Annotated in this window: 19 protein-coding genes; 12 read left to right on the plus strand and 7 right to left on the minus strand. The window is 74.0% G+C overall.

Annotated features, from left to right (window positions below; translation table 11 throughout):
* Positions 1–63: 63 nt before the first annotated feature.
* The gene (locus FKD65_RS30955) at positions 64–684 is read right to left on the minus strand and encodes an ATP-binding cassette domain-containing protein (RefSeq protein WP_240809682.1); all 621 of its coding nucleotides are present in this window, start codon (positions 682–684) and stop codon (positions 64–66) included.
* A gap of 375 nt (positions 685–1,059) precedes the next feature.
* Between FKD65_RS30955 and FKD65_RS30960 the strand changes: the two genes are divergently transcribed.
* Both FKD65_RS30960 and FKD65_RS30965 read left to right on the plus strand, forming a co-directional pair.
* Positions 1,060–1,434: a hypothetical protein gene (locus FKD65_RS30960; protein ID WP_141581459.1), complete on the plus strand. Its 375-nt coding sequence runs from the start codon at positions 1,060–1,062 to the stop codon at positions 1,432–1,434.
* Between the two features lie 207 nt (positions 1,435–1,641).
* Positions 1,642–3,246 carry a serine/threonine-protein kinase gene (locus FKD65_RS30965; RefSeq protein WP_141581461.1) on the plus strand — a complete coding sequence of 535 codons (1,605 nt, stop codon included), beginning with the start codon at positions 1,642–1,644 and terminating at the stop codon, positions 3,244–3,246.
* 10 nt (positions 3,247–3,256) lie between these two features.
* Here FKD65_RS30965 and FKD65_RS30970 read toward each other — a convergent pair whose 3' ends face one another.
* Both FKD65_RS30970 and FKD65_RS30975 read right to left on the minus strand, forming a co-directional pair.
* Positions 3,257–4,447: a lipid-transfer protein gene (locus FKD65_RS30970; RefSeq protein WP_141581463.1), complete on the minus strand. Its 1,191-nt coding sequence runs from the start codon at positions 4,445–4,447 to the stop codon at positions 3,257–3,259.
* Positions 4,444–4,893, minus strand: coding sequence for a Zn-ribbon domain-containing OB-fold protein (locus FKD65_RS30975; protein ID WP_205718293.1), 450 nt, complete (start codon positions 4,891–4,893; stop codon positions 4,444–4,446). The genes FKD65_RS30970 and FKD65_RS30975 overlap by 4 nt, the downstream gene beginning before the upstream one ends.
* A 292-nt stretch (positions 4,894–5,185) precedes the next feature.
* On the opposite strand from FKD65_RS30975, the gene FKD65_RS30980 reads away from it, so the two are divergent.
* The 3 genes from FKD65_RS30980 (at position 5,186) to FKD65_RS30990 (ending at position 7,327) form a co-directional block, all read left to right on the plus strand.
* The gene (locus tag FKD65_RS30980; RefSeq protein ID WP_141581465.1) at positions 5,186–5,953 is read left to right on the plus strand and encodes an SDR family oxidoreductase; all 768 of its coding nucleotides are present in this window, start codon (positions 5,186–5,188) and stop codon (positions 5,951–5,953) included.
* A gap of 19 nt (positions 5,954–5,972) precedes the next feature.
* Positions 5,973–6,932: an LLM class F420-dependent oxidoreductase gene (locus FKD65_RS30985; protein WP_141581467.1), complete on the plus strand. Its 960-nt coding sequence runs from the start codon at positions 5,973–5,975 to the stop codon at positions 6,930–6,932.
* 95 nt (positions 6,933–7,027) lie between these two features.
* Positions 7,028–7,327, plus strand: coding sequence for a Fe-S cluster assembly protein HesB (locus FKD65_RS30990; protein ID WP_138641067.1), 300 nt, complete (start codon positions 7,028–7,030; stop codon positions 7,325–7,327).
* Between the two features lie 109 nt (positions 7,328–7,436).
* On the opposite strand, the gene FKD65_RS30995 is transcribed toward FKD65_RS30990, so the two are convergent.
* From FKD65_RS30995 to FKD65_RS31005, 3 genes are read right to left on the minus strand one after another with little or no spacing between them, the layout of a single operon-like run.
* Positions 7,437–7,784: a hypothetical protein gene (locus FKD65_RS30995; protein WP_141581469.1), complete on the minus strand. Its 348-nt coding sequence runs from the start codon at positions 7,782–7,784 to the stop codon at positions 7,437–7,439.
* 51 nt (positions 7,785–7,835) lie between these two features.
* On the minus strand, positions 7,836–8,936 hold the full coding sequence (locus FKD65_RS31000) for a hypothetical protein (protein WP_141581471.1): 1,101 nt from the start codon (positions 8,934–8,936) through the stop codon (positions 7,836–7,838).
* A complete protein-coding gene (locus FKD65_RS31005; RefSeq protein ID WP_141581473.1) occupies positions 8,933–9,997 on the minus strand; it encodes a phosphotransferase family protein in 1,065 nt (354 codons plus the stop codon). The genes FKD65_RS31000 and FKD65_RS31005 overlap by 4 nt, the downstream gene beginning before the upstream one ends.
* A 209-nt stretch (positions 9,998–10,206) precedes the next feature.
* On the opposite strand from FKD65_RS31005, the gene FKD65_RS31010 reads away from it, so the two are divergent.
* From FKD65_RS31010 to FKD65_RS31030, 5 genes are all read left to right on the plus strand, one after another.
* A complete protein-coding gene (locus tag FKD65_RS31010; RefSeq protein ID WP_141581475.1) occupies positions 10,207–10,857 on the plus strand; it encodes an MBL fold metallo-hydrolase in 651 nt (216 codons plus the stop codon).
* Complete coding sequence (locus FKD65_RS31015) at positions 10,854–11,633, plus strand: HAD family hydrolase (protein ID WP_240809683.1); 780 nt, start codon at positions 10,854–10,856, stop codon at positions 11,631–11,633. Before FKD65_RS31010 ends, FKD65_RS31015 begins: the two co-directional genes overlap by 4 nt.
* A 71-nt stretch (positions 11,634–11,704) precedes the next feature.
* Entirely contained in the window at positions 11,705–13,285 is a 1,581-nt protein-coding gene (locus FKD65_RS31020) for an IS1182 family transposase (protein ID WP_141579963.1), read from the plus strand.
* 210 nt (positions 13,286–13,495) lie between these two features.
* On the plus strand, positions 13,496–13,699 hold the full coding sequence (locus tag FKD65_RS31025) for a PspC domain-containing protein (protein ID WP_141581477.1): 204 nt from the start codon (positions 13,496–13,498) through the stop codon (positions 13,697–13,699).
* A gap of 88 nt (positions 13,700–13,787) precedes the next feature.
* A complete protein-coding gene (locus FKD65_RS31030) occupies positions 13,788–18,365 on the plus strand; it encodes a hypothetical protein (RefSeq protein WP_141581479.1) in 4,578 nt (1,525 codons plus the stop codon).
* 3 nt (positions 18,366–18,368) lie between these two features.
* On the opposite strand, the gene FKD65_RS31035 is transcribed toward FKD65_RS31030, so the two are convergent.
* Complete coding sequence (locus FKD65_RS31035; RefSeq protein WP_205718294.1) at positions 18,369–18,869, minus strand: CGNR zinc finger domain-containing protein; 501 nt, start codon at positions 18,867–18,869, stop codon at positions 18,369–18,371.
* A gap of 37 nt (positions 18,870–18,906) precedes the next feature.
* On the opposite strand from FKD65_RS31035, the gene FKD65_RS31040 reads away from it, so the two are divergent.
* Both FKD65_RS31040 and FKD65_RS31045 read left to right on the plus strand, forming a co-directional pair.
* Positions 18,907–19,575, plus strand: a complete 669-nt coding sequence (locus FKD65_RS31040; RefSeq protein ID WP_141581484.1) for a hypothetical protein — start codon at positions 18,907–18,909, stop codon at positions 19,573–19,575.
* A gap of 40 nt (positions 19,576–19,615) precedes the next feature.
* Positions 19,616–20,713: a winged helix DNA-binding domain-containing protein gene (locus tag FKD65_RS31045; RefSeq protein WP_141581486.1), complete on the plus strand. Its 1,098-nt coding sequence runs from the start codon at positions 19,616–19,618 to the stop codon at positions 20,711–20,713.
* The last annotated feature ends 5 nt before the right edge of the window (positions 20,714–20,718 follow it).

The following is a 20,718-nucleotide window of genomic DNA, read 5'->3' on the forward strand; positions in this document are numbered from 1 at the left end:
CGAAGCGATGCCGCGTTCGCCCAGGCACGGTCACGTAGCGAGCCGGGACTGTTGAAACACGGGTTAGAGCGCGAGGGTCTGCGTGGCGAGGCCCTCGGCGGGCGCGGCGTCGTGGCAGGACGCGATCACGGTGACGCCGGTGGCGGCGATTCCGGCCAGGCGCTGCCAGAGGTCGCGCTGCCGGTCGGCGGGCAGCCCCTCGTCGACGTCGTCGAGCAGGAGCAGCCCGGGGTCTCCGGCGAGCGCGAGGGCGGCGCCCAGGAGCTGGACGTCTTCGGGGGCGAGTTCCTCGGCGAGCGTTCCGGGGTCGACGTCCAGGCCGACCCGTTCGAGGGTGCGGCGCCTGCGGGCCTCGCGCCCGCGGAACCGGCCGAAGACGCCCTCACGCAGCGCCAGAGCCTCGTCGACGTGCTCGCGGACCGTCAGCGCCGGGTCGAGTTCGGTCACCCCCGGGACGATCCCGAGGGCCGCGACCCGCTGGATCTGCCGGAGTCCCGTGAGCCCGCCCACTGCGACCGTGCCCTCCGCCGGACGCATGCGCCCGGCGCAGGTGAGCAGGAGCGCGGTGCGGCCGGTGCCGGCGATGCCGCCGACGGCGACCAGGGCGCCGGACGGGACGTCCAGCTCCACGTCGCGGAAGACCCAGCCGCGCGCACCCTTGACGCCGAGGCCCCGCGCCCGCACGGAAGATCCGCGTGCGGGCGCGGGACCGGCTCCGGGGCGGCCCCCGCCAGCCCCTGAGCCGATCGGGCGGGGTCCAGGGACGGCCGCCGCGGTCCCCCCGGCCACAGCGGCCGCCCCTGGAGTCTGGTGCTCGGACGTCATCGCGGCCCTCCGCGGAGACTGGATGTGCACTGACGTTTGGACTGACCGGTCAGTACAAATCTAGCTCCAGTTGAACCGTGCGAATCCACCCGGAAGCGGTGACATCAGACACGTGCCCCCACGTCGGGCGTCACACGAGGCAGAGGGGGTGATTTGAATCACAATCGACGCATCTGACCAGGGAGTCCGCCCGATCACTATTGGACGTCCTGTCTGAACTGAGACACTCCGGGGATGACCGACTCGTCACGCGCGCACCGCCGGCTGGCCACGCTCATGGCCGGGATGGGCGCCCTGCACATGGTCGCTCCGAAGCCGTTCGACGCGCTCATCCCCGAGCGGCTCCCCGGCGGCGCGCGGACCTGGACCTACCTCAGCGGCGCCGCCGAGCTGGCCTGCGCCGCGGCCGTCGCCCACCCCCGCACCCGCAGGGCGGGCGCGCTCGCGACGGCGGGCCTGATGGCGGCGGTGTTCCCGGCGAACGTGAAGATGGCCCGCGACTGGCGCCACCGCCCGCTGCCCTTCCGCGCGGCCGCCTACGGACGCCTCCCCCTCCAGGCCCCGCTCATAGCCTGGGCCCTCCAGGTCGCCCGCAAGGCGGACCGGTAGTCCAGGTGCCCGCCGAACTCCGCCGACCCGCGTAGAGTCGTCCGCCGCAGGGGACGGCGATCGCGTCCAAAGGCAGTTCGAGCTTGCGAGAAACTGATCGCGCAGCGAGCCTCCAAGGCGAGCCGGAGCGATGCCGGCGATCGCCCGCTTTTTCGACGATGGAGGGCCGCCAGGCCCGAAGGAGGAGAAGAAGCCATAAACACGACCGTGGAAGCGCTCCGGCCGGGGGATCCTGCGGAGATCGGCGGGTATCCGCTGCTGGGTCGGCTCGGCGCCGGCGGGATGGGGCAGGTCTACCTGGGACTGACCGGCGGCGGCCGGCACATCGCGCTCAAGGTGATCCGGGAGGACTTCGAGGGCCCGACGGCGCTCGCCCGCTTCCGCCGCGAGGTCGCGACCGTCGAGCGGGTGCGCGGCCGGTTCGCCGCGGCGATGGTCGGCGCCGGGCTGGACGCCCCGCCGTACTGGCTGGCCACGGAGTACGTCCCCGGGCCGACGCTCCGGCAGGCGGTCGCCGGCCACGGCCCGCTGCCGCCCGAGACCTGCCTGCGGCTGCTCGCCGAGCTGGCGCAGGGGCTCCTGGAGATCCACCGGTACGGCGTCCAGCACCGCGACCTCAAGCCGGGCAACGTGATCCTCGCCCCGGACGGGCCGCGCCTGATCGACTTCGGCATCGCGCGCGGCGAGGGCCAGACGCAGATCACCCAGACCGGCGCGTGGAACGGCACACCCGGTTATGTCGCGCCCGAGGTCGTCCGCGAGCAGCAGCCCCTGCCCGCGTCGGACGTGTTCTCGCTCGCCGGCACGATCGCCTACGCCGCCACGGGGCGTCCCCCCTTCGGCGGCGGCCGGATGGAGGCGATCATCCATCGCACGCTCAGCGGCGAGATCGACGTGGAGGGCGCCGACCCGCGCGTCGCGGAGCTGGTCCGGCGGTGCGCCGCGAAGGAGCCCGAGGCCAGGATCACGCTGGACGCCCTGCTGCGGGAGGTGCCCGTGCCGGGGCCCCTCGCCGCCGACCCCGCCTACCGGCGCATCGTCGGCGTCCCGCGGCCGATGCCCGCCAGCGTGCCCGACGCCGTCGCGTCGGGCCTCGTCCCGGCCGACCGCACGAGGACGGTCCCGGGCGTCGCGCGCGGACGGTCGCGCGCGGCCGTCGTCGCGGCGGGCGCCGGGGTGGCCGCCGTCGTCCTGGTGGGTGCCCTCCTGGCGCGGTTCGTCCTCGACGGTGGCGGCGGCGAGAAGGGCGGCGAACCGCAGGCCGGGCGGAGTCCGCAGAGCGGCCCCGCGACCACCGCCACCACGGGCTCGGCCGCCGGCTCTGGGAGCGGGACCACCGGGGCCGACGGCGTCCCGCCGGACCGGATCCTCGTCAAGCAGCCCGGTGACATCGCGGACCTCCGGTGGAGCTCGGCGAACTCGGCGTGCCAGCCCGCCGCCCGTCCGGAGGACTTCGACCTCACCCGCGACACCCAGACGTCGGTACCGCGCGAGCCGTACACCAAGAAGACCGTCGACTTCGGGCTGCGCTTCAAGTATTCGAACCCCGCCAAGTACTACGTGGCCGTCCAGGTCCGTCCTCCGGCGGAGCAGCAGGGGAACGGCGTCACGGGGGTGGTGCAGAGCAAGCCGCACCTGTACCCCGGGGACAGCGCATGGCTGAACATCCACTACCCCTCGGAGTTCCAGTGGGAGGGCGCCGGAAACGGCACCTACCCGCTCATGAAGGGCGACTGGACGGTCATCTGGCTGCACGTCCACCCGAACGGTGACGCCTACTACCTGACGTGCGACGGTTTCACCGTCGCTTGACCGGCCCCCCTCAGCGGACGGCGACGATGGCGGAGCCGTGGCCGAAGAGGCCCTGGTTCACGGCGATGCCGGCTCGCGCGTCCTCGACCTGGCGCCCCTCGGCCTGACCGCGCAGCTGCCAGGTCAGCTCGCAGACCTGCGCGATCGCCTGGGCCGGGATCGCCTCGCCGAAGGAGGCGAGCCCGCCGCTCGGGTTGACCGGGATCCGCCCGCCGAGCGTCGTGGCGCCGGACCGGAGCAGCTCCTCGGCTCCGCCCCGCTCGCACAGGCCGATGTCCTCGTACCAGTCGAGCTCCAAAGCGGTGGACAGGTCGTAGACCTCGGCGAGCGACAGGTCCTCGGGGCCGAGCCCGGCCTCCTCGTAGGCGGCGTGCGCGATCGCGGACCGGAACGGGCGCTCGGGCTCGGGGACGGTCATCGCCGAGTCGGTCGCGAAGTCGGGCAGGTCCAGGACGGTCTTCGGGAACGTGGGCGTCACCGTCGACAGCGCCGGGATGCGCACCGGGTCGGCGATCCCGTGCCGCCGCGCGAACTCCATGGACGTCAGGACGAGCGCCGCGCCCCCGTCGCTGGTGGCGCAGATGTCCAGGAGCCGGAGCGGGTCGGCGACCACGGCGGACTCGCGTACGTCCTCCACGGTCACCTCCTTGCGGTACCGGGCGTTCGGGTTCGCCAGGCCGTGGCGGGCGTTCTTCACCTTGACGGCGGCGAAGTCGTCCAGCGTCGCGCCGTACATGGCCATCCGGCGGCGCGCGTACAGGGCGAAGTAGATGGGGTTGGTCGCGCCCAGGATGCGGAACCGGAGCCAGTCGGGGTCGTCGGGGCGGTCGCCGCCGACCGGCTTGAAGAAGCCCTTCGGTGCGGCGTCGGCGCCCACGACCAGCGCGACGTCGCACAGACCCGCGAGGATCTGCGCGCGCGCCGTGTTGATGGCCTGCGCCCCGGAAGCGCAGGCGGCGTAGCAGCTGGACACCCGCGCGCCCGACCAGCCGAGCGCCTGCGCGAACGTCGCACCCGCGATGAACCCCGGGTACCCGTTGCGGATGGTGTCCGCGCCCGCCACGTACTGGACGTCGGTCCACGCGAGGCCCGCGTCGGCGAGCGCGGTCCGCGCCGCCGCGAGCCCGTACTCGACGAAGTTGCGGCCCCACTTGCCCCACGGATGCATGCCCGCGCCCAGGACGGCGATGTCGCGCGTCATTTCACGGGCCTCCACATCCAGACGGTGTACTCGGCCTCGTCGTCCTCGTAGAGGACGCCCTCGGTCAGCTCGACCTCCATGCCGACCTCGAGGTCGTCGACGGTGTGGCCGGGGGCGACCTGGCCCAGGACGACCATCCGCTCGGTCTCGAGTTCGACGGCCGCCACGGTGTACGGGACGAACGGGTCGGGGGAGACGTACGGGGGCGGCGGCTTGTAGCGGGCGTCGGCGTACGACCAGATGCGCCCGCGTCCCGACAGCGCGTACGGCTCCAGCTCGGAGCCGTCCTTCGGGCCGGTGCAGCGGGGGTTGCGGCACGCCAGCTCGTTGCGCGGGAAGTACGGCGTTCCGCAGGTGCCGCAGCGGGTACCCAGCAGGCGGACGTCGCCGTCCTCCGTGGTGAACCAGCCCTCGATCGCCGGACGGCGTTCCTTGGTCGTGGTCACGCGCCCCTCCTCGTCTCCGAACGGGCGCAGCGTAACAACCGGGCGAGCCCCCGAAACGGGACGTGTCCGGTGAGCGGGACCCTCCGCCCGGACGCGCCACCCAGCTAACTGACTCGTCAGTCACTTCGCTACAGTGAACCGAGCCGGATTCTGTCCGTATCGCTCCCCCCGGGGCGGACGGAGACAAGATGCGGACACGGGCAGCGTGCGAGCACGACGCGAACAGGCACGACGCGAACAGGCACGACGCGGACAAGTACGGCAGGGTGCGGACAGCTAAGGGAGCATGCGGATGCGGACTGGACTTGAAGGCAAGACCGCGCTGGTCACCGGGGCGTCCCGGGGGATCGGGAAGGCGATCGCCACCGCGTTCGCCGCCGAGGGGGCCAACGTCGTCCTCTCCTCCCGCAAGCAGGAGGCGCTGGACGAGGTGGCGAAGGAGATCAGCGCCGCCCACCCGGGCGCGGGCGTCCTGCCCAAGGCCGCGCACGTGGGCGACGCCGAGCAGGCCGCCGCCTGCGTCGACGCGGCCGTCGCCGAGTTCGGCGGCCTCGACATCCTCGTCAACAACGCCGGCACGAACCCCTACTTCGGTCCGATGGCCGACATCGAGCCCGCCGCCGCGGCCAAGACCGTCCAGGTCAACCAGTTCGCGATCGTCCAGTGGACGCAGCTCGCGCTGCGCGCCTCGCTCGCCGAGCGCGGCGGCGCCGTCATCAACATCGCCTCGGTCGGCGGCATGGTCACCGAGCACGGCATCGGCTACTACAACGCCACCAAGGCCGCCGTGATCCACCTCAGCCGGCAGTTCGCGATGGAGCTGGCTCCGAAGGTCCGCGTGAACTGCATCGCGCCCGGCCTGGTCAAGACGCACCTCGCCCGCGCCCTGTGGGAGAACAACGAGGCCGAGATCGGCAAGTACATGCCGCTCGGCCGCATCGGCGAGCCCGAGGACATCGCGAACGCGGCGGTGTTCCTCGCGGGCGACGCCTCGTCCTGGATGACCGGCCAGACGCTCGTCGTGGACGGCGGCGCCACCATCCGGCCCTCGATCGCCTGACGGAAAAAGGGAGACGCGCATGTCACGCTGGGGACTGACCATTCCGCTGACCGGCCTCCCGCTGGCCGAGCACCGCGAGATCGTTTCCGGGCTGTCCGCGCTCGGCTACACCGACGCCTGGTCGGCCGAGACGAACGGCGCCGACGCGTTCACCCCGCTGGCGCTCGCCTCGCAGTGGGATCCCGGGCTGCGCCTCGGACCGGCGATCGTCCCGGTCTACACGCGCGGCCCCGCGCTGCTGGCCCAGCACGCCGCCACCCTCGCCGACCTCGCGCCCGGACGGTTCGTGCTGGGCATCGGCACGTCGTCCGACACGATCGTCCAGCGCTGGAACGGCGTCCCGTTCGACGAGCCCTACAAGCGCACCCGCGACACGCTGCGCTTCCTCCGCAAGGCGCTCGCGGGGGAGAAGGTGAAGGAGGAGTACGAGACCTTCGCCGTGCGGGGCTTCAAGCTGGAGAGCGCACCCGCGACGCCGCCGCCGATCGTCCTCGCCGCGCTGCGCCCCGGCATGCTGCGGCTCGCCGCCCGCGAGGCCGACGGCGCGATCACCAACTGGCTCGCGCCGAAGGACGTCCGGACGGTCCGCGGCGCGCTCGGCGACGAGCCGGAGCTGATCGCGCGGCTGTTCGTCTGCCCCACCGCGGACCCCGAGGAGGCCCGCGCGATCGGCCGCTGGATGATCGCCGCGTACATGACGGTCCCGGTCTACCGGGCGTTCCACGAGTGGCTCGGCCGCGGCGAGGCGCTGCGCCCCATGAACGAGGCGTGGGCGGCCGGCGACCGCAGGAAGGCGCTGGAGGTCATCCCGGACGAGGTGGTGGACGACCTGATCGTGCACGGCTCCCCGGACGCCTGCCGCGCCCGCGTGCGCGAGTACGTCGACAACGGCCTCACGACGCCGGTGCTGGCCGTCGTGCCTGGTGGAGGGCTCTCCCAGGCGGAGGCGGTGCGGGCGCTCGCCCCCAGTGCGGACTGAGACCGCGCGATCACGTCCCGATGTTTACGGCCAGGGGGAGCGGGGAGGGTGGGGCAAATCCTGCAGGACAACGACGGAGACGTGAGGAGCTGATCGTGCTCACGCTGACCAGCGGTGCCGTCCAGGTCATTCGTACGGTGACCGCCAATCCGGAGCTTCCGCCCGAGACCGGCATCCGCATCGAGTCCGGGCTGGACGGCTCGGACGCGCTGCGGCTCTCGGTGGCCCCCGCCCCCGAGGCCGGCGACCAGGTCGTGGAGGAGGAGGGCGCCAAGGTGTACCTGGAACCCACGGTCGCCGAGATGCTCGACGACAAGACCCTCGACGCCCAGGTCGACCCGCAGGGCGACGTGGCCTTCACCATCGCGGAGGGAACCGAGGGAACCCCCACCTGACGTAGGGAGGACGAGACCGGGGCGCGCCCACCGGGCCGCCCCGGTCTCGTGCGCCCGGCCCTGTCTCCTGCGCCGCGCGGCGCACACCGCCCCGGTCGGCGCCGTCCGTTCAGCGCATGGCGGCGACGACGGCGATCACGGCGAACACGAAGGCCACGGCGGTGAGGACCGCGAAGGCGGCGATCACCGCGCAGGCCAGGCCGCGCGGCTGGTCGCGCCAGGACGCGGAGTGGTCGCGCAGGGCCGAGGTGCGGTCGCGCCAGATCAGGGACCGGTCGCGCCAGGCGGCGGATCGGTCGCGCCACTTCCGGGAGCGGTCGCGACGGTTCGAGGAGCGGTTGCGACCCGTCGAGGAGCGGTCGCGACGATCTGGGGGGTGGGCGCGCGCCTGCCGGTCCGGTTGTGGCCGGAACGACCGTCCCGCGTCCAGGGGGTCGGGCGAAGGCGGGGTCGTCACGGGCGCCAGTGTTGCAGATAGACCGCTCCACTCGCGGAGCGCGGAAGCCGTTCAGTCACCGAACGACGGGTGCGGGCCCAGGGCCCAGTACTCGAAGAGGCCGTGGCCGGTGGCCGCCTCTGCGGGCTGCGCGCCGTCCAGGTACTCGTACCGGCCGACCGCGTCGACCATGCCCCACATGCGGGCCGCGTCGTCCGGCTTGCGGGTGTCGTAGGTGACGCCCTGCACCTTGAGGTCGGGCCCCTGGTACATGCCGTGCTTCCAGTCGGGCTCCAGCCCGTAGCCGGTGCCGACCATCAGGTGGACGGGCAGGATCGGCGTCGCCCTCACCTCGAACGGCTCCCCGCCCGGCGGCGCGAACCGGATCGTCGCCGTGACCACGTCGCGGGTGCCCTCGGCGTACTCCGGGCGGTACTCGGGGCGTCCCAGGTACTCGGGTTCGCGGTCGGGCCAGACCCGGGTGGACTCCTCCAGCAGCCGGCGCCCCTTCTCGTCCTCCTGCACGATGCAGAGGATCGAGTGGTCCTCGAACTGCATCGGCGCGTAGAGCCAGTAGAACGTCCCGGCGTTCTTCGCCTGGATGCCGGGCGGCTCCGACTCGCCCACCGGGCGGATGCCCCAGGAGCGGTCCCGCGATCCCCACCAGTGGTCGGGCGTGACGTCGACGGTCTCGCCGTCGACCGTGACGGTGCCCGTCCAGCGGCCGGTCTGCGCGAGGCGGCGGGAGTCGAAGACGACGCGCTCCTGCCAGCGCAGGTAGTGCGGCGGCTCCAGGGTGGCGGGGATCGCGCCCTCCCACGCGAGGTCGAACGAGAGGCCGTGCCCGGTCTCGTCCAGGACGACCCGGAGCCGCTTCAGCCCCTCGACGACCTCGACGCGGAACGGCCCGACCGTGGTGTCCATCCGGTCGTTCCCGAGCTCGCGGGACGCCCGGACGACCTTGTGCAGCGGCCCGCGCCGGACGACCGCGAACGCGTCCATCACGCCGAGGTTCGGGTACTGCCCGATCCCGATGATCATCATCATCTCGTCCGAGCACGGGTGGACGTTGAAGTAGTACCGGTCGTAGAAGTTGCGGTCGGAGGTCGTGACGTGCCGCATCACCTCCGGGGCCTGGTGGATCGGGTAGTCGTCGAGCGGCGAGAGCGTCACCGGTCCCCTCCCAGGATGCGGGCGAGCAGCTGCGTGCAGTTGTTGTTGTAGGGGAAGTCGGCCGACTCCTCGATCCAGCCGAAGTCGATCATCGCCTGCCCGATCCGCGCCATGATCACCGAGAACTTGAAGCCGGACAGGATCTCGTAGTACGCCATGTGCCGCATCGGCCGTCCCAGCAGCTCCTCGTACCGGGCGACGGTCTCGGCGTAGGCCGGGAAGCCCTCCAGCCGGTCCGCGCCGACTCCCTCGGAGTGGTGCCGGTCCAGGAACATGAACCAGGCGAGGTCCTCCTCGGGTGCGCCGAGCACGGCGCCCTCCCAGTCCAGCACCGCCGCCGGCGCGCCCTCCTGGAAGATCACGTTGCCGATGCGGGCGTCGCCCCAGAGCGCGACGGGGTCGTCCGGCTCCTCGGGGCGGTTCGCCTTCAGCCACTCCAGGGCCTCCAGCGCCGTCTCCTGCGGCCCCTGGTAGGCCCAGCCCAGGTAGTGCTCGTAGTAGTTGAGCCGCTGGTCGAGGCCGGGCGCGCCCCACTCCGGCTGGTCGAGGAAGCCGAGTTCCAGTTCCTGGACGTCCAGCCGGTGCAGCCGCGACATGACCTCCAGGGTCGACCACCACATCGAGGCGCGCTCGCCGGGCGGGACCTCGGTCACCCACCCGTCCATGTGGTAGGGCGGCATGTCGGTGGGGACGCGGCCGTCGACGCGGCCCATCACGAAGAACGGGGCGCCGAGCACGTCCGGGGACGGCTCGTACCACCGGATCGGCGGCACCGGGATCGAGGTGCGCTCGTCCAGGATCCGCATCAGCCGGTACTGCTCCGCGAACCGCGGTTCGGGGAAGATCTGGTACTTCTCCGGGGCGACCCGCGCGACGAACGGCTCGCGCCTAGGCGCGCCGCCGCCGTCCCACTCGGCCTCGAAGAGCAGGGTCTCGTTGGAGAACCCGCTGGTCTGGGGCGTGTCCACGTGCGCGATGCGGACGCCGGGCAAGTGGCCGTCCAGCCATCGGGTGAGGGTCCGCCGGGTGAGCTCGGGGTCGCGCTGGTCGGGTACGGGCATCGCACCGCCTCCTTGCCGTGCCTGCCGGCCGGGGTCTCGCGTTCCGGAACCGCGCAAACTGAAACGTGTTCTATCAACGTGCCGCGGGCCGGTCAATGGGCGGACCGGTCGACGGGCGGCCGGTGGCTCGGCGGGCCGGCCGGTCGGCGGGGCCGTCAACGGACGGGGTGGCCCGTGGGCGGGCGAGGGGCCCGTGAAAAAATCGGCGGATGCGTCTCACCAAGCTCGGGCACGCGTGCGTGCAGCTCACCGAGGACGACCGCACGATCGTCATCGACCCCGGTTCGTTCAGCGAGGCGGGGGAAGCGCTGGCCGCCGCCGACGCCGTACTCATCACCCACGAGCACTTCGACCACTTCGACGCCGACGCGCTGCGCGCCGCCATGGCCGAGCGTCCCGGACTGGAGGTGTGGACGTCCCGCGTCGTGGCGGAGAACCTCGCCGACCTCGGCGGACGCGTCCACCAGGTCGGCCACGGCGACGCCGTCACGATCGCCGGCTTCGACGTCCACGTCTACGGCGAGGACCACGAGCTCATGCACCCCGACCTGCCGCCGGTCCCGAACGTCGGGTTCCTCGTGGACGGTGAGGTCTTCCATCCCGGGGACGCGCTGACCGTCCCGTCCGAACCCGTCCCGACGCTGTGCCTGCCGGGCAACGCGCCCTGGATGCGCGCGCTCGACCTGTACGAGTACACGCGGGCGGTCCGCCCGGGGCGTGCCTTCGCCATCCACGACGGTCTGCTCAACGACATCGGGCTGACGGTGATGGAACGCGTGCTCACCAGCGCCGGAGACGAGCTCGGCAAGGAGTTCCGCCGCCTCGCCCCCGGCACCTCCGTGGATCTGGCCGCCGCGTGAACGCCTCCCCCCGCATCCCCCCGGTCACGCCCACCGATGGCTTCGAGCGCGGAGCGGACGTTCTGCCGCAGGCGGAGGGGCCGCAGGACGACGGTGAGCGCATCCCCGTGCCCCGCTCCATCCAGGCGGTGTTCTTCGACATCGGCGAGACCCTCATCAACGAGGGCGAGATCTACGGGCGCTGGGCCGACTGGCTGGGCGTGCCCAGGCACACCTTCCTCACCAAGCTCGGCGCGCTGCTCGCGACCGGCGGCGACCACATGGACCTGTTCGAGTACTTCCGGCCGGGCTTCGACCTGGCGGAGGAGCAGCGGCGCCGCGAGGAGGCGGGAGTCCCGGGCGGGTTCGGGCCGGACGACCTGTACCCGGACGCGCGGGCGTGCCTGTCGGGCCTGCGCGACCAGGGCCTCTTCGTCGGGATCGCGGGCAACCAGCCGGTCCAGGCCGCCGAGCAGATGGCGGAACTGGGCCTGGACGCGGACGTCGTCGGCATCTCGGACGTGTGGGGCGTCAGCAAGCCGTCCCAGGAGTTCTTCGAGCGCTGCGCCCAGCTCGCGGACGCGCTGCCCGACCGCGTCCTGTACGTAGGGGACCGCATCGACAACGACGTCCGGCCCGCGGTGGAGTTCGGCATGCGTGCGGCGTTCCTGCGGCGCGGCCCCTGGGGCAACATCCAGCAGGACGACGACGCGCTCGCGGAGTGCCTGTTCGTGCTGGACGACCTGACCGCCCTGCCGGCCCTCGTCGCCGAGCACAACGCAGGACGCCGCCCCTAGAAGACTGCTGAAGATCTTGGGGTTTTGGTCCCGCCGCGGATGCGGCGGGGCCAGTGTGTTGTGGTGTGGTGATGGGTGAGTGGGCCGGGGAGACGGTCGGTCCGGATGTGTGGGAGACGTGCCGGGAGCTGATCCCAGCGGGGAGCGTGTTCGCGTTCCTGGCCGAGCACCGTGGCGCGTTGTTCCCGGCGGTGATGTTCGCGGACATGTATCCGTCGGCGAACGGGCGGCCGTCGATGCCGCCGCAGATCCTGGCCGCGGCGATCACTTTGCAGGCCCTGCACGGGCTGTCGGATTCTGAGACGGTGCAGGAGTTGCGGTGTGACCTGCGCTGGAAGGCCGCGTGCGGGCTGGGCCTGCACGACACCGCGTTCGATGCGTCGCTGCTGGCCTACTTCCGCCGTCGGCTGGCACGCTCGGCCCGGCCCGACCGGATCTTCGAGGCCGTGCGGGAGGTGGTGCGGGCGACCGGGGTGCTCACCGGCAGGCATCGCCGTGCGCTGGACTCCACGGTGCTGGACGATGCGGTCGCCACCCAGGACACCGTCACCCAGTTGATCGCCGCCGTCCGCTCAGTGATCCGCCATGTCCCCGGGGCGGCCGAGGTGGCCGCGGCGGCGTGCACCGCCCACGACTACACCGACCCGGGCAAACCGCGCATCGCCTGGAACGACGAGCAGGCCCGCGCCGAGCTGGTGGACGCCCTGGTCACCGACGCGCTCAGGTTGCTGGGGCACCTGCCCGAGCAGGAACTGGGCGAGCGGGCCGCGAACGCGGTGGGCCTGCTGGCCCTGGTCGCCGGGCAGGACGTCGAACCGGCCGAAGGGTCCGACGGCCGCGACGGGCGCTGGCGCATCACCGACGGCACCGCCCCGGACCGGGTGATCTCGACCGTCGACCCCCAAGCCCGGCACGTCCACAAGACCCGCAGCCACCGCCAGGACGGCTTCAAAGCCCACCTGGCCGTCGAGCCCGAAACCGGCCTGTTCACCGCGGTGGCCCTGCGGCCCGGCGCCGGGGCCGCCCACCACGAGGCCGTCGTCGGCCTGGACCTGCTCGCCGGCGAGGACACCCCGGTGCAGGTGTTCGGCGACACCGCCTACTCCACCGGCCAGGCCCGCCACGCCCTCACCGCCGCCGGGCACCGGCTGTTCATCAAGCCCGCCCCGCTGCGGCCCGCCGTCCCCGGCGGCTTCACCCTCGACGACTTCGCCATCGACACCACCAACGGCACCGTGACCTGCCCCGCCGGGCACACCGCCCCCTTATCGGACCCCGGCGGACGCCACCACCAGCGCAAAGCCGTGTTCGGGAACCGGTGCACCGGATGCCCCCTGCGCGAGCGGTGCACCAACGCCAAGGCAGGCCGGATCCTGACCATCCGCCCCCACCACGACCTCCAAGCCGCCGCCCGCCGCCAATCGGCCCACGACCCGGCCTGGCAAGCCGACTACCGCCGCTGGAGACCACCGGTCGAACGCGCCGTCGCCTGGCTCGTCCACCACGGCAACCGCCGCCTCCGCCACCGCGGCACCATCAAAGCCGACGCCTGGCTCCACACCCGAGCCGCCGTCCTCAACCTCCGCCGACTCATCAACCTCGGACTCACCCGAACCAACGGCACCTGGCACCTGTCCACGGCCGAAGCATGACCACACAGGGGCTGTCCGGCCCACGGCCGGACAGCCCCTCACAAGATCTTCAGCAGTCTTCTAGGGGTCATCCCGTACTCCTGAGGTAGCAGCGGGGAACAGGCCGAACGAGCGATGTGAGGCCGGTCGTCCGGTTCGTAGCGTGGAGAACGTGGCCGCGAAAGACCGCGGCCGTGTTCACCGCTCGACGAATCGGGGAGAGAAGAACCCATGAACGGCCTCTATCGTCCGCGCAACGACCGCCTCATCGCGGGTGTCTGCGCCGGTCTCGCGCGCCGGTTCGGCATGACCCCCTGGACGGTCCGGATCCTGTTCCTGCTCTCGTGCCTGCTGCCCGGGCCGCAGTTCGTCGTCTACCTGGTGCTCTGGGTCATGATGCCGAACGAGGACCGCCACATGGCGGGCGCCCGCTAGTCTCAAGATCAACGATTCTGCTCGACCGGGGCCCGCCCGGAGGTGTTAGATCGGGGCACCACCATTCCCGTGGGAAGGGGAGGAGCCGGTGCCTGACGAGGCTCCGGGTCCCGGCCGGGCGGGCCGGGCCGCGGACGAAGCCGCCGCGCGGGAGGCAGACCACGCGGCGCGACTGCTCGGGTACCTGCGCGACCTCGCGCGGGCCCGGCGGCGGCCGTCCCGCGACCTCGCCGACCACGACCACGTCCACTGGCTGGCCGAACTGCCCGGCGACGTCTACGTGGAGGCCGACGCGGGGCCGGGCGAGGTGCTGTTCAGCATCCCGGTCATCCCGCTGACGCCGCCGGTCGTGCTGGAGGAGTTCGACGGCTGGCTCGGGCTGCGCAACTGGTACCGGGTCCTGCGCGAGCTGTCCGGCGAGGAGGCGGTCCTCGCGACGGGGCTGCTGTCGTGGCGGCCCGCCGTCCACGACCACCTGCTGAGCACGCCCGTCCGGATCGTCCTGGACGAGCGGACCGAGCGCGTCGACGTCGTCCTCGCCGGGCACACGACGCTGCGCGACCGGGAACTGCTGTCGGGGCACCCCGGCTTCCGTCCCGCCGACTGGATCGCCGACGCCGTGCAGGCCGGGCAGGGCTTCGGGCTGAACGCCTCCGTCGGGGACGTCCTGGGCAAGTGGTGCCAGGTCGCGCTGACGACCCCCGCCGACTACCGCGAGGACTGGGCGCCCGACGCCGACGGCGCCTCGCCCGTCCCGCGCCTGCGGCTCGCGCCCGCGCTCGTCGTCCGGCCGGCGGGCCGCGAGGCCGTCGCCGACCACCACGCCCGGCTGCTGAGCCTGCTGCCGCGCGGCGTCCCGGAGGGGGTCGCGCGGTTCGTCTCGACGTCGCTGAAACCGCAGGTCATGCACATTCCGGAGCGTGCGCCGGACACCGTCCCCGACCTGCTGGCCGGGCTGCTCGCGCGGGGCCGCCGGGTGCTCGTCGCCACGTCAGGTCCGGCCGCGTCCGCCGCCCTGCGCAGCGCGCTCCCGCCCGGACTCGCTGCCCTCACCGCCACCGACCCGGCCATGGCGGCCCGCGTGACGGACGCGATCCGCGCCCGCGGCGCGTCGCAGGCGCCCGGCGTGGAGGCGCTCGCCGAGCGGGAGGACGCCGCCGCCCTGCGGGTCGCCGAGCTCACCGAGCGCCTGCGCGGCGGCGAACCGGCGGAACCGCCGCCGGACCTGCGCGGCGAGGAGCCCGAGCTGTCGTGGATGCCGGTCCGCCCCGACCTGCCGTCCGGCCCGCCCATCTCCCGGTCCGAGGCCGCCGAGCTGGTCGTCCTCCTCGCGGAGGAGAGCGCCGAACGCAAGGCCCGCACCGCGCAGCGCGACGTCGACCCCGGCGCGCTGCCGAGCGCCGCCTACGTCCGCACCCTGATCGAGGCGGAGGCCGCCGCCGCCGAGCGCGCCGAACGGACGAAGACGGAGCTCTCCCAGCAGCTGCGCGAGAGCGACGTCACCCTCCTCGCCCGCCTCGACGGGGACGCCTCCGTCGTCGCCGCCGCGCTCCGCGACCTCGGCCTCGAAGGGCACCCGGGCGGGTGGAGCGCCTCCGACCTCGCCGTCCGCGCGCTCGGTGACGCCCTCGCCGAACGGCGCCCCCTCATCTGGGCCCGCGTCGTCGAGATGACCTCCCGCGCCCAGTGGGCCGAGCAGGCCCTCACCGAGCTGAGCGGCCACCGCGTCGAGCTGCCCGCCGACGCGGACCTGCGCGGCCTCGCCGCGGCGGCCCAGGACCTGCGCGCGTACCTGGCTGAGGGCGGCGCCCTCAAGCGCGGACCGCTGCGGTCGGGGGCCCAGCGCCAGGCCGAGCCCCTCCTCGCCACGGTCAAGGTCGACGGCGCGGCGCCGACCACGCCCGAGCTGCTCGACATCGTCCACACCGACCTCATGGTGCGGATCACCTGCCGGGAGCTCCAGTACGTGTGGGAGGCGGCCGGCATCTCCTTCCCCGCCGACCTTCCGCCGGGCGAGCGCGTCGCCCGGTTCGTCCGCGCGCACGGGCGGCTCGCCCGCGTCCGCGACGCGATGACCGCACTGGACTCGACGCGCCGGCTCCTCGAACGCTCCGGCTTCCGCGTCCCGCTCGTCCACCCGGTCCAGTGGCACGACTACGCCGCCGCGCTCCGCAACGCCCTCGAAGGGCTCGGCGTCGGCCGCGCCACCGCCGACCTCGACGCGCTGCGCGACTCGATCGGCCCCGTCGGCGACGAGGACCCGCCCGAGCTGCGCGCCGCGCTCGCCGCCGTCGACGCCCGCGACGCCGCCGCCTACGGCCGCGCCCTCGGCGCCCTCGCCGAGGCCCGGCACGAGCGCTCCCGGCAGATCCGCTGCGAGGAGCTGGTCGCCCGCGTCCGCGCCGTCCACCCCGACCTCGCCAACCTCATGATCGCCACCGACGGCGACGAGGTCTGGCAGGAGCGCACCCGCCGCTGGGACGACGCCTGGACGTGGGCCCGCCGCCGCGCCGCGTCCACCGGGCCCGCCGCCGAGGAACGCCTCCGCGAGGCCCTCGCCGAGGCCGAAGAGGCCCTCCGCGAGGCGCGCGCCGAACTCACCGCCGCCCGTGCCGCCGCGTCCGCCCTCGCCCGCCCGGGCCCCGACATCGTGCCCGCCTGGATCCTGCCCCTGTGGCGCATCCCGGACGTCCTCCCGCCCGTCCCCGACGGTTTCGACGTCGTCATCGTGGACGGCGAGCACGAGGCCGGCGCCGAGGCCCTCTACGTCCTGTGGCACGCGCCCCGCACGATCGTCGTGGGCCCGTCCGGCCCCGAACTGCCGTCCCCGGAGGGCCCGCCGCCGAGCCCCCGCCTCCCGTCCCACCTCCACGAAGCGATCACCCCCACGACGCCGCTCTTCGCCGCCCTCACCGCGCCCCGCACCCCGCCGCCCCCGCCCGCCGCCCCGCCGCCGTCCGGGCGATCGCTGTTCGAGCGGCCGGACGTGACGCAGCGAGACATCCCGATCCAGCCGGCGCAGGCCCCGCCCGCCCCTGCGCGCCCGAGCACCCCCGTCGCGGGCGCGGCCAAGGAGACGGCCCAGCCGTCCCGCCCCCCGCGCCCGGAGGAGCGGCCGGACGTGCCAGAAAGGCCCCCTGCCCGCCCGCAGGCCCCCGTCGCGGGCCCGCCTGCGCGCGGGGAGGCGCCCTCGCCGCCCCGCGATCCGCGCCCGGAGGAGAGGCCGGACGTGACGCATCGGGACCTGCGTCCTCGTCCGCCTGCCGGTGCCGTCCCGCCCGCGGCTGGTCCGGGCCCGGCCCCCGCTCCGCGGAGGGAGGCGGAGGCGAGACCTCGGGACCCGCGTCCGCTGGAACGGCCTGAGGAGCCTCGCCACGACCCGCGAGGCCGCCCGCCCGCACGTCTCCAAGGGCCTGCCGCCGGATCCGGGGCACCTGAGGAGGCGGACCAGCAGGCCCGTGAGCGGCCGGAGCCGACGCAGCGGGACATGCGGGCCCGGCCGCCGGCGCGTCCCGGCGAAGGGGCACCGGGCCAGAACGTTCCGCCACTGCGGTTGGACGCGGCGTGGCGGGAGGCGCGGGGCACCGATCAGCAGGGGCAGGGCGCGGCGCCGCAGCGACCGGGCGGCCGGGGCGCCAGCCTCCCGCCCCGGCGACTGGACGCCACCAGGCGGGAGCCCGCCCCGGAACCGGGCGCCGAAGCCCCCGGCCCCGGCCCCGGCCCGCGCACTCCGGAGACGGCACCCGCTCCGCCGCCCGGCCGATCGGACATCCCCGCGCTCTGGGGCAGGCCCGGCCCGCGTCCGGAACCCCCGCAACAGGCACCGCCCCCGCAACAGGGGCAGCCGCCGCAGCCGCCGCAGCAGGCGCAGCCCCGTCCGCCCGCCGAGGACCTGCCGCGTGCGGAAGCGCCGCGCCGGCAGCGCCCCCCGCAGGCGCAGCCTCGGCCACCGGCAGAGGAGCCGCCGCGACAGCAGCGTCCGCAGCCACGCCCGCAGGCGGAGGAGGCGCCGCGACCGGAAGCGCCGCGACAGCAGGGCCCGCAGCAGATGCAGCCCCGTCCGCACTCCGAGGACCTGCCGCATACCGAACCGCCGCGCCCTCGACCCCAGCAGGCGCAACCGCGCCCGCAGGCGGAGGAGCCGTCGCGTACGGAACCGCCGCCGCGCCAGGCGCAGCCTCGCCCGCACGCCGAGGAATTGCCGCGTACTGAGCCGCCACGACAGCGTCCCCAGCAGGCGCAGCCTCGCCCGCAGGCGGAGAGCCCCTCGCAGCAGCGGCCCACGGCGCCGCCGCAGCCCCCGCCGCGGATGGAGCCGCCGCGGCCTCCGGGGCCGCCGCAGGCGCAGCCCCGGCCACAAGCCCAGCCCCCGCAGCGGCCGCGGCAGGCCCCGCCGCGGGCCGAGCCTCCCTCGCAGCCCGAGACTCCGTCGCGGCCCAGGGTGGGCGGGCAGGCCAAGGTGCGGCGCGGGCGGTCGATCGCGACCTACAAGCGTCCCGAGCTCGTCGAGATCGTCGGGCACATCGCCGAGCTCGAACCGGATCTCACCGATGACCAGATCGTCGAGCTGGTGACCCGCCTCCTCGGCTGCCCGGAGGACGAGGCGCTGCTCGTCGGGGCGCGGCTCCGGTACGCGGTGGAGGCGTACCGGGAGGGGACCCGGTAGGGCTCAGCCGCCGGCCCGGCGGCGGGCGCGGTGGGCGGCGACGGTCGTGCGGCTGGCGCACGCGTTGGAGCAGAACCGGCGGCTGCGGTTGCGGGACTCGTCCACGTAGAAGCGGGTGCAGCCGTCCGCGCGGCAGCGGCCCACGGTCACGTCCGGGTCCCCGCACAGGACGTGGGCGAGGGCCGCGGCGCAGCTCCGGCCGAGCCACTCGACGCCGTCCTCGCCGTCGCGGGCGAAGTGCAGGTGCGGGCCGTCGCCGTCGTGCTCGGCGACGCGCATCGCGGGCGGGTGGCGGTCCAGGAGCAGGTTCACCGGCTGGGACGGTCCGCCGTCCGCGACCGCCGCGATCGCGGCACGCAGGGCGGGAAGGAGCTCCCCCAGGTCGTCCGGCTCCGCGACGTTGTGCTGGTCGAAGAACTCGCGCCGCAGCCCGCTCGGCTCGTCGTCGTTGACCAGCTCCACCGCCAGCCGGGTCAGGTTGCCGATGTAGGCAACGTAACGCACTTGACCACCTACCTTCCCGTCCCCAACAGTAGGGGGCATGATGAAGAACACTACCTACACTGCGCGCGCCCTCCAGCGGGCCGGCCGCTGGGACCTCGCGCTGGAAGTCCTGGAGCCCGAGGCCGCGGCCCTGCGCGCGGAGATCCTGACCGACGCCTTCTGGTGGCGGCTCGAAGGCGCCGCGGAGGCCGAGGACGCGGTCGCGGCGCTGCGCGAGGCCGACCCCGCCAAAGCCGCGTTCCTCGACGCCCAACTCGCCTACACCAGGACGCTCTTCGGCGTCGACGCCCGCCCCGATGACGCCGACCGCGCCCGCGCCGGCTTCACGACCGCCGCCTCCGACCGGGAACTGGCCCCCTGGGCGGCCTTCTGGCTGGGCGTCGTCGCGGAGCTCCTGGAGAAGGACCCGGCGGCGGCGGCCGAGCACTACCGACGGGCCCTCGCCGGAGCCGGCGGCGATCCGCTGCTGGAGTCCTACGCCATCAGGCACCTGGGCGGCCAGGCGCTGGAGGGCGGCGACCCGGCGGGTCTCGACAGTCTGCGCAGGTCATACCACCTGCGCGCCTCGCTCGGCGCCCGCCCGCAGACGGCAGCGGCGGCGGCCACGCTCGCGGACCGCCTCCCCGACGGCCCCGAGGCCCGCGACCTGCGGCAGATCGCCCAGGCGACGGCCCGCGAGCTGGGTCTGCGCTGGCTCATGGAGTGACATTATGGAATAGAGCATTCCGTTCTAGTAAAATCGAGGCATGACGCGGATACTGGACGACCGGACGCTGAACCGGGCGGCGCTGGAGCGCCAGCTCCTCCTGGAGCGCTCGGGCATGCCCGTCCTGAATGCGGTCGAAAGGCTCGTCGCCATCCAGGCGCAGGAGGCCAACATGCCGTACATCGGCCTCTGGACGAGGCTGGAGGGCTTCCACCGGGACGACCTCACGAGCCTCCTCTACGACCGGTCCGCCGTGCGCAGCTCGATCCTGCGGGGGACGCAGCACATGGCGTCGGCCGCCGACTACGTGTGGGTGCGTCCCCTCGTCCAGGAGAGCCTCCTTCGCGGCCGCCAGGCGGCGTTCGGCAGAGTCACCAGGGACTGGGACCTGGAGAGCCTCGCCGTCGAGGCGCGCAGGCTCCTGGAGGGAAAGGTCCTCACCCGCCCGCAGCTCGGCCGCGCCCTCGCCGAGATCTGGCCCGGCCGCGACCCGCAGGCGCTCGGCTGGTCGGCGCAGGCGCTGGTGTCGGTCGTCCATCCGCCGCCCAGCGGGACGTGGAACACCGGCGGCGCGACCCCGTTCGCCCTGGCGGAGGAGTGGATCGGCCGCCCGCTCGCCAAGGAGTCGCCGGACCGGCTGGTCCGCCGCTACCTGGCCGCGTTCGGTCCGGCGTCGGTCAAGGACTTCCAGATGTGGTCCGGGATGCGCCGCATGGACGCCGTCTTCGAGGAGCTCCGCCCGTCCCTCCGGACCTACGGGGACGAGCGCGGCGCGGAGCTGTTCGACCTCCCCGAGATGTCGCTTCCGGACGCCGCCGCCCCCGCCCCCGTCCGCTTCCTCCCGGCTTTCGACAACCTGATCCTCGCCTACGCCGACCGCGGCCGCATGATGACGGACGAGCACCGCAGAGCCGTGTGCGTCGGGGCCCTCACCAAGCCGACGCTCCTCGTCGACGGCCGGGTCCACGGCATCTGGTCCCTCCAGCACGACCGCAAGGGGGGCCGCGCCGAGCTGGCCGTGGAGCTGCTCGCCGGCCTCCCCGACGAAGAACCCGTCCGGAACGAGGCGGCCCGCCTCCTGGCGTTCGCCGCATCCGACGCCGACCACACGCTGCGCATCGTGCCCTGGTCGGGATGAGTCCG

It is taken from the genome of Actinomadura sp. WMMA1423 (assembly GCF_006547145.1).
Lineage (GTDB): Bacteria > Actinomycetota > Actinomycetes > Streptosporangiales > Streptosporangiaceae > Spirillospora.